We start from the raw sequence: 13,142 nt of genomic DNA on the forward strand, positions 1-13,142 counted from the left end.
CAAGGGGGTAGCGCAACGTGCGAAAATCCTGTTAAATCGATCCGCAAGAGGTTTTTTTTCAAACTATTTACTGTAGTGAGGAGCGATTGTGAAAGCGTATTCTACCCATAACCCGATCCTAGTCCTCAGTCTAGCCGCGATCGCGGGCTTAGCTCCGGCCATCGCAGTTCGGGCTGAACCCCAATCTCCTGCCCTTGCTAGCCCTTCTAGCGAGATGCTTCCCCCAGAACCCGCAACGGGGAGTGCAATTGACCGACAACTGCTGAATGCTGCCGCAGATTTTTCGACCAGCGATGCCGCCCTCGAGTCGCAATCGACTCTGTTCGCCCAAACCGAACCGCTTGCCCCAGTTAATCCGACTGAATCCCCCGCCGCCGAAGTGCAGCCCGCACCCGAAACGCCCATCGTCGAAGTTGCGACTTCGGCTGAAGCGTTGCAACTTCCGGCTGTCGAACCGCTGCAATCGCAAATCGTTCAGCGCCGTTCTACGGAAGACCGTCGCTTGCTGCTGAACGACCCCTACAGCTATATCGGGATTGGTGGAAATATCGGCATCACCGACAGCGGTAACGGCACAACTGAGAAGGAAACGCCGATTGGTAAGGGTAGTTTTGTTGTCAATGGCAAGATTGGTATCGGTCCATCGTTGTCGCTTCGTCCTGCGATTATTGTCAATAACGATGTTGCCTTTTTAATCCCGATTACTTACGACTTCAGAATTCCGACCCGCGACCCGTTGGAAGTGTCTCCGTTTATTCCGTTTATTGGGGGAGGATTGGCCGTTACTAGCACTGATGACAATCATCTCGGCTTCCTCGTCACGGGTGGCGTGGACTACCGCATCTCGCCCCAGTGGACGGCTAACGGCAGTCTGAATGTGGGTTTCATGAGCGATACGACCGATATCGGCGTGATTTTAGGGATCGGCTATACGTTCCCCGGTTTTGGTTTTTAAAATGACTCTGGCATAAGACAAAGCCGCTGGCTTCGATGGAAGTCAACGGCTTCGATGTTTTTAACTTCTAAGATTGAATTCAGAACGCCGCTGGAAGTTGCTTTCTTTCGTCCTCCAGCGAGTCTAAATTATTACATCGCCGAACCTAATCCCGCGTAAGCACCGTAGAAAAACGTTCCAACTACGGTAATTACACCCAAACCAGCGATCGTAGCAACGACCCATAAAGGAATTCGACCATCTGCAAACATACCAGCGATATCCTCCTAAAATTGCTCCCAAGACAATACAAACTCAATCTTTTCTTTTGGCTCTAACAACTCTTCGGTAGAGTTAGTTAAAGAAGTAACTGGCAAATAAAATACCCAGAACGAAAATGAGCAATAAGCCCAAGAACAGAGATGTTCTGTTTAATTCGACGGGCTGGCGGTTTGGATTTGGGGTCCGCTCCATTGAAGATCTCCTATCTTTGAATAAACTGCATTGAGGCGATCGCGCCTAAAAAGAATACCGTGGGAATTGCCAAGGTATGCACGGCCAACCATCTGACCGTAAAAATCGGGTATGAAACGGGGGTTTGTGTTGCCATTTTTCCTGTTCGTTCGCTTGTTAAAAAATTTACTTTTGTACGGCTGAGTCGATTTGCGACTTACTCGAAAAACGATCCGTAATTACAGGTGCTTCGACGCGATCCTGGGTAAAGTAGGCATCCGGTCGGGGAGTGCCAAACACATCGTAGGCAAGACCCGTACTCACAAATAGCCAGCCCGCTACAAAGAGCATCGGAATCGTGATGCTGTGAATTACCCAATAACGAATGCTAGTAATAATATCAGAAAAAGGACGCTCTCCAGTAGTACCTGACATTGAATGTTCTCCTATTTGTTGACAAAAGTTTGAAACTTGACCGATCCGATCCTATACATTCTAAGACAAATCGGAATTGAGCTAGGAAGAAGTTTTGTTGGCGGCACTCGCTGATGCTGCTTGCGCGCCGACTTGAGGATCGTATTCGAGCAGATAGCCGCGATCGCCCAGAATAAACCCTTTTTGCGGATTAATAAAGACGATTTTGTACAAATTCGAGGGAACCGATTCCACCGCTTGGTCTTTCTGCCAGGTCGTTCCCCCATCCAAACTGACGAGCAAGTTACCGCTGCCGCCCGAAGCCCAAATTTCTTCGGGCGTGCGATAGGCGACATCGAGCAAACCCCAACTGCTTCCGGGTTCGGGATATTTCGCCTCATCCCAGGTTTCGAGATTGTCTGGGGTTGTAAATTGGAGCAAGCCGCCCCGAGCGACTAACCACTGCCGTCCGTCCGGCGTGAAACCCATATTTTGCAAGCGTCGCGAACTGTTCCGCTGGTGGGGAGTCCAGGTTAATTGACCCGGTTCCCAAGTCGAGTAGAAGTTCCCGCGCGAGGACACGGCGACGTAACCGCCTTCTGAGGAACGCGAGAGATTGCGAACGACACCGACTGCGCCTTGGACGAGCGCTTGCCAGGTTTTTGCGCCATCTTCGGTTTTGTAGATTGCGCCGACATCGGTGGTCATTTCCGCGCTGTTCGAGCCGAGGGCGAGGATGGAATAAGGCGCGCCGGGAAGTTTAGCACTCAGCCTAATCCGCGACCAGGTTGCGCCGCCATCGGTGGTGTGCAACAGAATTGACGGTTTCCCGACAATCCAGCCTTCTTGACCGGAAAAACTGATCGAGGAGAGCATCGCGAGGTCGTTTTCTTCCAGACTCAATCCTCGCTCGACCCAACTGTTACCGCCATCGTTGGTTTCAAATAGGGTGGATTTGCTACCGACTAACCAACCGTGCTGCGGATTGTCGGTAAAGGCAACATCGAGCAGTCGGGACTCGGTAGGAAGGGCGATTTCCCGCCAGGGATTAAAACTGGTGTCGGGCAAGTTGCTGCCGCAACTGGCGCAGAAAAACGCGATCGCGACCAATATGAAGATTTGTTTCAGCGTTTTCATTAAAAAATTCATACGTTCGGACAACGGGGGCAAGGAAAGGTTTAGAGGTTTATAGGAGGCGGCTAAAATCGCTTTAAGAGTCCGGCCTCTAGTGGATAGCATAAAAGCTCATGAAAAATAAGAACCCGATAACTAAACCCCCAAAAATGAGCAAATTTTTCTGGCCGGGAGTCATTTGGTTAACCCCGAGGCCGTACTTCAGGTTTTCCTGAAAGCCAGAAGGAGCGCCCTTCGAGCCGATTTCTTTAAACTGGGTGCGACCTACGCCGCAAACAGGGCAACGCCAAGCGGAGGGTAAATCCTCAAACAGCGTTCCCGGGGCAATACTACTGGTGTTATCCCCTTGACTCGGTTCGTAGACATAGCCGCAGGTTAAGCATTCATAGCGCGAAGGCGCTAGCTCGGCTAAGGTTTTCTCTGAGGCTGGCTCGGTCATAGCGATCGCGACGGCAATTCTTAAAATCTTTGTTACAAATTATCGCATAAAGTTGAAAATTAGATTAATTTGACCCCTATAACTTCCTCCGAGCCGGAAAACTCGTTGCCGTTCGCCCTAATTTTTCGATCCCCTCCCAACCCGCACGGCCAAAATTGCTGCGAGGGTGGGGGCCAAGACCTGCTAAATTAACCTCAATACGACCCGAAGGCTGGTGCTAGATCGATAAGGATTTCAGTACCGGTGTCAATTGAAGCAATTGTCTCGTTTGAGAGAAGGCCGTAAGACAAACGGTATCGGCTTGCAGAGCGCGAGGTCGTCTGGAACAATGTGGTCAGGGAAGCTATGGAAGTGTTTTAGACCTCCCGTAGAAGCAAGAATCCTCCGCCTCAAGAGCGTGGGAAGTGTCAACAAGTATTAGCAAGCAGGATTTCAGCAATTTAGTATGAAAGCTTTAGTTATTGGCGGAGATGGATATTGCGGTTGGGCAACAGCACTGCATTTATCTAACCGAGGTTACGAAGTCGGCATTCTCGATAATTTAGTCAGACGTTATTGGGATCTCCAACTCGGCGTTGAAACCCTGACTCCCATCGCGCCCATCGAGCGCCGCATCGAGCGTTGGCGGGAGTTGACAGGAAAATCGATCGATCTTTATGTGGGCGATATCACCGATTACGATTTTCTGATTAAAAGTCTGCGCGATTTCGAGCCGGACGCGATCGTTCACTTCGGCGAACAGCGTTCCGCACCCTATTCTATGATCGATCGCGATCGCGCCGTTGTCACCCAAGTCAATAACGTCGTGGGTACGCTCAATATCCTCTTCGCGATGAAAGAAGAATTTCCCGACGCGCACTTAGTCAAGTTGGGAACGATGGGAGAATACGGTACGCCGAACATCGATATCGAAGAAGGCTACATCACCATCGAACACAACGGGCGGAAAGATACCCTCCCTTACCCCAAACAACCGGGAAGTTTCTACCATCTCTCCAAAGTTCACGACACCCACAATATCCAGTTTGCTTGCAAAATTTGGGGATTGCGCGCTACGGACTTAAACCAAGGTGTCGTCTATGGCGTTCTCACCGAAGAAACGGGGATGGACGAGTTACTCATCAACCGTCTCGATTACGATGGCGTATTCGGAACGGCGTTGAACCGCTTCTGCATTCAGGCCGCGATCGGACATCCTCTCACCGTCTACGGCAAAGGCGGACAAACGCGCGGCTTCCTCGATATTCGCGATACTGTTCGCTGTATGGAACTCGCCATCGCTAACCCCGCCGAACCCGGACAATTGCGCGTCTTCAACCAATTCACCGAAATGTTTAGCGTCGGCGACTTGGCGATGATGGTGAAAAAAGCGAGCGTTTCCCTCGGTTTGGATGTCGAAGTCGAACATTTAGATAATCCTCGCGTCGAACTCGAAGAACATTACTTCAACGCGAAAAATACCAAACTGCTCGATTTAGGACTCCAACCGCACTATCTCTCCGATTCCTTACTCGATTCGCTGTTGAATTTCAGCACGAAGTATAAGGATCGTGTCGATATGAAGCAAATCCTGCCGAAGGTGAAGTGGCGGCGATAATTGATAATGGATAATTGATAATGGATAATTGATAACGGATGGTTTAAAGTTTACCTCTATTTCCCAACATTAAAGAGTAGCTTTTCCCGATCTAATTCGTTATCCATTGTCCATTGTCTATTATTAATTTCGTTATCCATTATCCATTATCCATTGTCAATTATTAAGTTGACATGACTGATATTGCAAGTTATACCTACTATTATGAATTAGTAAGATTTCTTAAGTAGAAATACTATATGGAGAATGTTTCAGGGCAGGGAGCGCTGCCAACGAAGCCGACTCAAGAGCCTTGTTCTGTATATCCTCTCGTACCGGGAATTGACTGTCAGCAATTTCAACTGCCAGCAGAAGGGTTAAGCTCCGAGCAGCGCCAGAAGGCGTTAGAGCAATTCTATCAATACTTATCAACTCAGCGATCTCACTTCCTAGGCTACCAACTCAACCAGCAGCTTGACTACGAAGAAGATATTAGTAATTATCTCAACTTTCAGATTAATAATATTGGCGATCCCTTTGAGAGCGGTTTTCTCACTACTAACACCAAAGTTATGGAGCGTGCCGTTCTCGACTACTATGCTTCCTTATGGAACGCTCGCTGGCCTCACAATAGACAAGAGCTTGAGTCTTATTGGGGTTACTTGCTAACAATGGGTTCCTCAGAGGGCAATCTGTACGGGTTGTGGAATGCGCGGGATTATTTAGCGGGAAAAATGCTACTTGAAGAACCGGGCTGCGAAGAAAAGGCAAAACAAGCGAGTCTTAATGGCAATTCGCGATCGGTGCAACGCCGCCTTATCTTTCAGCAGGCTAGCGTCCCCGAAAAAAATCCCAATGCTTACGCGCCTGTCGCTTTTTATTCAGAAGATACTCACTACTCGATTGTTAAAGGAATTCGAGTTCTCAACATTTCAACTTTTAACGAGATCGGTAGCGGAAAAATTGACTGCCCGTTGAAGTTTCCTGCCGATTATCCGGATGGCTTTTCCGAGCAATACATCGACGAAAATGGTTGGCCTCTAGAAGTTCCTTCTAACACAGAGGGTCAAATTTACATTCCCGCACTCGTCAAATTGGTTGAATGCTTTGCAAGTCAGGGCTACCCAATTTTAGTAAATTTCAACTACGGCACGACGTTTAAAGGAGCCTACGATGATGTGGAGGCAGCCGGTCTGGCGCTAATGCCGATTTTCAAGAAATACGGTCTTGACGAGCGGAAAATCGAGTACAGTCCAGAGCGTTATGACACGCGCAACGGCTTTTGGTTTCACGTAGATGCAGCCCTCGGCGGTACATATATGCCTTTTATCGAGATGGCTTGCAATGACAAAAAGATAGACCGACGCGGGCCTAATTTTGATTTTCGCTTGCCCTTCGTCCACTCGATTGTCGCTAGCGGACACCAGTGGAATGGCGCGCCTTGGCCGTGCGGAATTTATATGACCAAGGTCAAGTTTCAATTGAATCCACCCGATAAGGCGGAATATTTAGGTTCTCTCGATACGACTTTCGCGGGTTCTCGCAACGGTTTTTCTGCGATGATTCTCTGGGATTATCTTGCTAAAAATTCCCACTCAGCCCAGATAGAAAAAGCCCTTCGCGCCCAGAAAATGGCAGAATATGCTTGCGATCGCCTCCAGAACCTCGAACGGCAGTTAACAAAGGACTTGTGGGTCGATCGCACTTCCCTAGCCCTTGCCGTGCGCTTCAAACGTCCTAACGATCGCATTGTATTCAAATATTCCCTGTCCTGCGCAACTTTATATGTTAACGGGGAGAAGCGAATGTACGCCCACATTTTTACGATGCCTCACGTTACCGAGAAATTAATCGAGGAACTGATTGAAGATTTAAGTCAACCTGGAGCCTTTTATGAGCCTGAAGAGGTATGCCAAGCAGACACAGAAAGTGTTATATCTGAAATGAACGCTTGAAAATGGGTTTGTGGACTTCAGACTGGGCGCGGCTTTAAATCGTTGCTTTCAGCTTTGGTTGAGGGTTGCATTTGCTAAAATATTTTTTTGCCCCTCTTGAAGACTTCAATGTCTGCCGACGATGTTGTCTCAACATTTAAAAAAGATTGTTACTAAAATTTATCGAGCGATTGCTGCTTTTGGGTCGAAGTCCTCCCCCACTGAATTTTCTCGATTTAAAGGCTCGCTGACCCGCGAAACCTTAATTAAAATGACCCTGTGGATCGCTACGATTGTTCTAATCTCAACGGCAATTAGTTATTTGCACTTAATTGCACACTTAGAATCGCAAACCCTGGGACAATTGGAAAAATATATCGTGCAGCGAGGACAGCGAGAAAGTGCGCTTTTTCAACTCGCCCAAGATAACCATGCGACTTTTAAAAGTGAATTTCTGGCTCGACTCAAAGAACTCGGAAACACCGATCCGCAAGAAAGATTCGAGCAACTCTTTGAAACGCGAGCCGATGGAACAACTCGCCTGCGTCCGGAATATTTCTACGGTCAGAAAACCGCAGATGGCGCGATTGAAAAAAATACCTCTGGCATCATTGGCAAAAATGTGAAGATTACCCCCGATCTGCGCCGTCGAATGGTTGTAGCTTACGATTTGATAAACAGCTACGGCCCAGCTTGGAACAATCGCTTTGTCAACCTCTACGTTTCCACACCTGAGAATATTAATATCGTTCGTTGGCCGGAAACACCTTGGGGATTAGATGCTGAGTCTGACATCGATATGACTCAAGAAGAATGGGTTTATGTAGCAGATTTTAAACACAATCCCAGCCGCAAAACTGCATGGACGGGCTTATATTACGATGAGGTCGCAAAAGACTTCATGGTTTCTAGTGAAACGCCCGTCGATCTCAACAACCGCCATTTAATTACTGTCGGACACGATATTTTAGTTAACGAACTGTTCGATCGCGCCATTAACGAGCGCCTCCCTGGAGCCTACAATCTAATTTTTCGCGAAGATGGCCGTCTAATTGTTCATCGGGAACGCATGGCCCAAATTAAAAAACAAGGAGGCTTGTTCAATATTTCGGCTTCTGGCGATACTCACCTGCAAAACATCTTTAATTTAGTCAAAAACGCGCCCTCAAATAAAATTGTACTCGAAAATACTCAAAATAGAGAATATTTAGCCATCACTCGACTTGCCGGACCGAATTGGTATTTTGTAACGGTTTATCCTAAAAAACTACTGTTAAAGTTGGCGGAAGATACGGCACGCTTTATTCTGCTGCTGGGCGGGCTTTCCTTACTCGTAGAAATTACCGTCCTATTTTTTGTTTTGCAACAGCAAGTCGCTCAACCTTTAAAAAAATTGATTCGAGCCACCGAGAAAGTTTCAGCAGGCAACTTTGATACTCAACTCAGGATTGGCAGAGAGGACGAACTCGGTCGTTTGGCTTATTCTTTTAATATCATGGTTCGAGAAGTCCAAACTCGCGAAACCAGCCTACAAGAAGCGAACAAGCTTAAAGATGAATTCCTAGCCAATACCTCCCACGAATTGCGCACGCCTCTTAATGGCATCATCGGTTTGGCTGAATCGCTTGCGGACGGCGTAACCGGGGAGTTACCGGCTGCAACTCGTTTCAATCTGGCAATGATTATTTCGAGCGGCCGCCGTTTAGCCAGTTTAGTTAACGATATTTTAGACTTTTCTAAACTGCGCCACAAAAATCTAGAGTTGCAACTCAAATCTGTCGATTTGCGATCGCTTGTTGAGGTCGTGATTACTTTGAGTCAGCCCCTCGTTGCGGATAAGGACGTAAAACTGGTCAATGCTATTCCGGAGACTCTTCCTCCGGCTAATGCTGATGAAAACCGCCTGCAACAAATTTTCTACAATTTGATCGGCAATGGGATTAAGTTTACTGACAGTGGGACGGTAGAGTTTTCAGCAGCAATTGTCGAGTGCAACCCCTTATCGAAAAATGGATTTAAAGGAGTTGAAAATGAGCCAGAGAACGAAAAAAGACAACTAGCAGTTACGGTTTCTGATACCGGAATTGGTATCTCAGAAGACAAATTCGATCGCATCTTTGAATCTTTTGAGCAAGCTGAAGGTTCGACCGCGAGAGAATATGGCGGCACGGGTTTAGGACTCGCCGTTACCAAGCAACTCGTCGAACTTCACGGAGGAACAATTACAGTTAAGTCGGAGGTCGGGAAAGGCTCTCAATTTATTTTAACTTTACCGATCGCGCGCAGTTCTGCCGAACAAAGTCAATTTATTGAGCCAATATCTAGAAGCGAAAATCCGATTTCGCTAGCAGCGTCAGAGGGAATAGAGCGCCAAGACGCGATCGCGGGAAACGAATCTAATATTAAAATCTTAATCGTCGATGACGAACCGATCAATCGTCAAGTTTTACTCAACAATCTTTCTTTATATGGTTATGCGATTACTCAAGCCAGTAACGGCCCGGAAGCGATCGCGATCGTCGAACGCGGTTTAAAACCCGATGCCATTCTCCTTGATGTCATGATGCCCAAAATGACGGGCTACGAAGTGACGAAAAAACTGCGAGAACGCTTCCCCGCCACCGAACTGCCGATTTTGCTGCTGACGGCTAAAACTCAAGTTCAAGATATTGTGATGGGCTTGAATATCGGGGCGAACGACTATTTAGAAAAACCGATCGCGAAAGATGAATTGATCGCTCGCATCCGCACTCAAATTAATATGCGGCGCTTGAGAACGGAAAACTTGCGGATGAGTGCCGAACTCGAGGTTGCAAAGCAACTGCAACAAATGGTACTTCCTAAACCCAAAGAACTTCAAGCGGTTGAAGGTTTAGAAATTGCGGGTTTTATGCAACCCGCCGATGAAGTGGGGGGAGACTACTACGATGTCTTGCCCTACGATGGCGGCGTAAAAATTGCGATCGGCGATGTCACCGGACACGGTTTAGAAAGCGGCGTGTTGATGATTATGGCGCAAACTGCGGTGCGAAATCTTCAGCAAAGCGGTCAACGCGATCCCGTCAAATTCTTGGATGTCCTTAACCGCACGCTTTATGCCAACATCGAGCGCATGAACGCGGGCAAAAGTATGACTTTATCCATCTTAGATTATCGAGATGGCACGTTGATGTTAAGCGGTCAACATGAGGAATTAATTGTCACGCGAGCGGAAGGAACTTTGGAGTGTATCGATACGATCGATCTGGGATTTCCGCTGGCGTTGGAAGAAAATATTGCTGATTTTGTGGCGCAAGAGCGAGTGCAGTTAAATGCAGAAGATGTGGCGGTTTTATATACCGATGGAATTACGGAAGCTTTCAACAGCGATCGCGTACAATACGGATTAGAAAGATTATGCGACTTAGTGCGGGAAAATCGTTCGTTATCGGCAGAAGGGATCTGTCGTGCGGTTATTGAGGACGTGCGACGGCATATCGGCAAGGAGAAGGTTTTCGACGATATTACGTTGGTAGTGCTGAAACAAAAGTAATAGTGAATAGGAGAGGGGAGAAAGAACAGTAAAATGGGAGCTTCGGCTTCTAATGCACATTAGGCGTAATTCGTTATCAATTGTCCATTATCCATTGTCAATTATTAATTATTCCTGCTGTTCGATAACGCCGACCAACGATTGCAAGTCAAAATCGCGATCGCGCCCGCTCAAACAAATGCCGGAACTTACCACAGTAAGGTCGTTTTTGTCAACTGCTGAAGCATGACGCTCGCCGTCCGCTGTTGTCCATTCTACCTGCCAGAAATCGCCGCGATCGCGAAAACCCTGCAACTCGCCCCCACCCTGTCGCAGCGCCGAACGCAACCGTTCCTCCTCCCGTTGCGCGCCTCGGCGGGTTCGAGGGGGCGGAACTTGTCGCCCTTCCCGTTGCTGCTGTCGCCGCCGTTCCCGCCCCGCCTCCGTTTGCTGCCAAGCCAAATCGTAAACCGCCCGCATTTCCGGAGTCATCCCCCCGAAGCGCGCCGCCTCCGGTTCAACTCCCGACTGCAACATCTCTCGCAGGCGTTCTGTGGGTTGCGGATCTGCACGGCGATCGCTATCCTCAAACCAGCATACTCCCCCATCCACCCGCGCCACAATCGGCTCGAACTGTCCCCCTTCCGTCACTAAATGCACTGCCAGCGGTTTAACCGCCCCGAAGCGCTGTCGCACGTCCGATTCATTCGCCGGATACGCCAACCAGCTTTGTCCCGGCAACGGATAGCTTAAACATAAACGCAACGGCGGCAACAATTGCAGATATTCCGCCAATTGTGGCAGCGTCGGTTCGTCCACAACGCGCGCTACCTGAAGATTTAACGGCTTAAAAATTCCCCAGCCCTCAAAATCCGTCGGTTCCGCGACAAAAGTCCGCACCATCTTTGCTACCGACGCGCGCACCTTTCCCCCGCGCGTGCAAGGCGCGAGAAATTCGGTTTCGTAAAGTTGCGCTTCCTCCGCCGCCAATTTTCCCAATAATTTATGAATATCTGTCATGACGAACGATAAGTTTTTGCTAAAAGAGGTATTTTTGAGGGGTATGTTTAACCCCATAAGTGTTAACTTATACCAGATCGATGTGAAGCTGCATAGAATCAAAAGTAGGGTGCGTTAGCGAAGCGTAACGCACCATTCTCCTATATAACATTTTTCGTTTGCGTGAGGTACACCGCGCGGGCGAATGCCATTCGCCCCTACCAATCTAATTTCAATTTTTGTACCTCATCCAATTGAAAAACGCTAAATTAATTAGCTTCCACGTTTTTCGCCGTACCCATTAAGCTTGAAGTTGAGCAATTCGCTTCATTACTTCTTCGACATTTTCGCGACTGTTAAAGGCAGAAATGCGAAAATAACCTTCCCCTGCTGCACCAAAACCCGATCCCGGCGTGCCGACAACGTGGCAGGTTTGCAGCAACTTATCGAAGAAATCCCAACTCGATAAACCCGAAGGCGTTTTCAACCAAATATAGGGGGCATTAATGCCGCCGTAAACTTGCATTCCAGCCGCCGTTAACTTTTCGCGAATGATGCGCGCATTTTCCATATAAAACGCAATTAAATCGCGAATTTGGGCTTGTCCTTCCTCGGAATAAACCGCTTCTGCCCCGCGTTGGACGATGTAAGAAACGCCATTAAACTTTGTCGATTGGCGGCGATTCCACAACTTCCACAGTTCGACATCGGAACCGTCCGCAGCCTTGGCGGTTAGGGTTTTTGGCACGACGGTTAAAGCGCAGCGCGTGCCGGTAAAGCCAGCATTTTTAGAAAAAGAACGAAATTCGATCGCGCAATCTCTTGCCCCTTCAATTTCATAAATCGAATGCGGCAAACTTTCGTCAGTAATAAATGCCTCATAGGCCGCATCGAAAAAGATAATCGAACCGTTCGCTTTGGCGTAGTCCACCCAGGATTTGAGATATTCTTTCGTCGCTGTCGCCCCCGTGGGATTATTGGGGAAACAGAGATAAATTAAATCCACCTTTTCATCGGGGATGGCAGCCGTGAAATCGTTTTCTGCGGAAATCGGCAAATACACCAATCCTTCAAACTCGCCCTTGTCGTTCGCCGTTCCGGTATTGCCCGCCATCACGTTGGTATCGACATAAACGGGGTATACGGGGTCGGTAACGGCAATTTTGTTATTTTTGCCAAAAATATCGAGAATGTTGCCTGTATCGCACTTAGACCCATCGGAGATGAAGATTTCAGAAGCGTCTACCTCGCAGCCGCGCGCCTGGAAGTCGCGGCTGGCAATTTTTTCGCGCAACCAATTGTAACCTTGTTCGGGGCCGTAGCCTTTAAAGCTGGCGCGATCGCCCATATCTTCCACCGCGCGCACCATCGCCGCACGGCACGCTTCCGGAAGCGGTTCGGTTACGTCGCCAATCCCCAAGCGAATGATGTTCGCCTCCGGGTTGGCTTCAGCGAAAGCATTCACCCGCCGCCCAATTTCCGGGAACAAGTAGCCTGCTTTGAGTTTGAGGTAGTTATCGTTAATCGTTGCCATAGATGAATCGCAAAAAACGCCATCAGAACAGCTTACCGAAAATTGGGTTGAGAGCAACGTCCCTTTTCCGAGTGGGGGAAACTCGCGGGAACCCACGGGGGTGTGTTTTCAAACCCTGATAGGGATTAATGTTAGTTGCAACAAGATATTCGATTGTAGTATCATCTATGTTCTCAGTTTCAATCCCTGATAGGGATTAATGTTAGTTGCAACT

The 13,142-nt window shown here is 48.2% G+C and carries 12 protein-coding genes and 1 CRISPR repeat array (1 of these 13 cut by a window edge); of the genes, 4 read left to right on the forward strand and 8 right to left on the reverse strand.

The annotated features are described in order from the left end of the window. The first annotated feature begins 88 nt into the window (after positions 1 to 88). Complete coding sequence (locus H6G50_RS12230) at positions 89 to 955, forward strand: hypothetical protein (protein WP_190716581.1); 867 nt, start codon at positions 89 to 91, stop codon at positions 953 to 955. A 131-nt stretch (positions 956 to 1,086) separates the two neighbouring features. Here the strand turns inward: H6G50_RS12230 and H6G50_RS12235 are convergent, their stop codons facing one another. The 6 genes from H6G50_RS12235 to H6G50_RS12260 all read right to left on the reverse strand — a co-directional run bounded on the left by H6G50_RS12235 (position 1,087) and on the right by H6G50_RS12260 (position 3,374). Next, positions 1,087 to 1,206 carry a photosystem II reaction center protein J gene (locus H6G50_RS12235; RefSeq protein WP_190716583.1) on the reverse strand — a complete coding sequence of 40 codons (120 nt, stop codon included), beginning with the start codon at positions 1,204 to 1,206 and terminating at the stop codon, positions 1,087 to 1,089. A gap of 82 nt (positions 1,207 to 1,288) precedes the next feature. Then, on the reverse strand, positions 1,289 to 1,408 hold the full coding sequence (locus H6G50_RS12240) for a photosystem II reaction center protein L (protein ID WP_190716585.1): 120 nt from the start codon (positions 1,406 to 1,408) through the stop codon (positions 1,289 to 1,291). Positions 1,409 to 1,418: 10 nt separating this feature from the next. Beyond that, on the reverse strand, positions 1,419 to 1,544 hold the full coding sequence (gene psbF / locus H6G50_RS12245) for a cytochrome b559 subunit beta (RefSeq protein WP_190716587.1): 126 nt from the start codon (positions 1,542 to 1,544) through the stop codon (positions 1,419 to 1,421). A gap of 29 nt (positions 1,545 to 1,573) precedes the next feature. Beyond that, complete coding sequence (gene psbE, locus H6G50_RS12250; RefSeq protein ID WP_190716589.1) at positions 1,574 to 1,822, reverse strand: cytochrome b559 subunit alpha; 249 nt, start codon at positions 1,820 to 1,822, stop codon at positions 1,574 to 1,576. Positions 1,823 to 1,903: 81 nt separating this feature from the next. After that, a complete protein-coding gene (locus H6G50_RS12255; protein WP_190716688.1) occupies positions 1,904 to 2,950 on the reverse strand; it encodes a photosynthesis system II assembly factor Ycf48 in 1,047 nt (348 codons plus the stop codon). 76 nt (positions 2,951 to 3,026) lie between these two features. Then, complete coding sequence (locus H6G50_RS12260; protein ID WP_190716591.1) at positions 3,027 to 3,374, reverse strand: rubredoxin; 348 nt, start codon at positions 3,372 to 3,374, stop codon at positions 3,027 to 3,029. Positions 3,375 to 3,819: 445 nt separating this feature from the next. Between H6G50_RS12260 and H6G50_RS12265 the strand changes: the two genes are divergently transcribed. From H6G50_RS12265 to H6G50_RS12275, 3 genes are all read left to right on the forward strand, one after another. Next, the gene (locus H6G50_RS12265; RefSeq protein WP_190716593.1) at positions 3,820 to 4,971 is read left to right on the forward strand and encodes an NAD-dependent epimerase/dehydratase family protein; all 1,152 of its coding nucleotides are present in this window, start codon (positions 3,820 to 3,822) and stop codon (positions 4,969 to 4,971) included. 239 nt (positions 4,972 to 5,210) lie between these two features. Beyond that, positions 5,211 to 6,905, forward strand: a complete 1,695-nt coding sequence (locus H6G50_RS12270; protein ID WP_190716595.1) for a pyridoxal-dependent decarboxylase — start codon at positions 5,211 to 5,213, stop codon at positions 6,903 to 6,905. Positions 6,906 to 7,155: 250 nt separating this feature from the next. Continuing rightward, positions 7,156 to 10,416 carry a SpoIIE family protein phosphatase gene (locus H6G50_RS12275; protein WP_242032803.1) on the forward strand — a complete coding sequence of 1,087 codons (3,261 nt, stop codon included), beginning with the start codon at positions 7,156 to 7,158 and terminating at the stop codon, positions 10,414 to 10,416. A 108-nt stretch (positions 10,417 to 10,524) separates the two neighbouring features. Here the strand turns inward: H6G50_RS12275 and H6G50_RS12280 are convergent, their stop codons facing one another. Both H6G50_RS12280 and H6G50_RS12285 read right to left on the reverse strand, forming a co-directional pair. Next, entirely contained in the window at positions 10,525 to 11,415 is an 891-nt protein-coding gene (locus H6G50_RS12280; RefSeq protein WP_190716599.1) for a hypothetical protein, read from the reverse strand. A gap of 280 nt (positions 11,416 to 11,695) precedes the next feature. Beyond that, the gene (locus tag H6G50_RS12285; protein ID WP_190716601.1) at positions 11,696 to 12,928 is read right to left on the reverse strand and encodes an LL-diaminopimelate aminotransferase; all 1,233 of its coding nucleotides are present in this window, start codon (positions 12,926 to 12,928) and stop codon (positions 11,696 to 11,698) included. Positions 12,929 to 13,033: 105 nt separating this feature from the next. Further along, positions 13,034 to 13,142: direct repeats of the CRISPR family, unit length 37 nt; unit sequence GTTTCAATCCCTGATAGGGATTAATGTTAGTTGCAAC (it continues 1,728 nt past the right edge of the window).

Source organism: Oscillatoria sp. FACHB-1406 (assembly GCF_014698145.1).
In the GTDB taxonomy this organism is placed as follows: domain Bacteria; phylum Cyanobacteriota; class Cyanobacteriia; order Cyanobacteriales; family Spirulinaceae; genus FACHB-1406.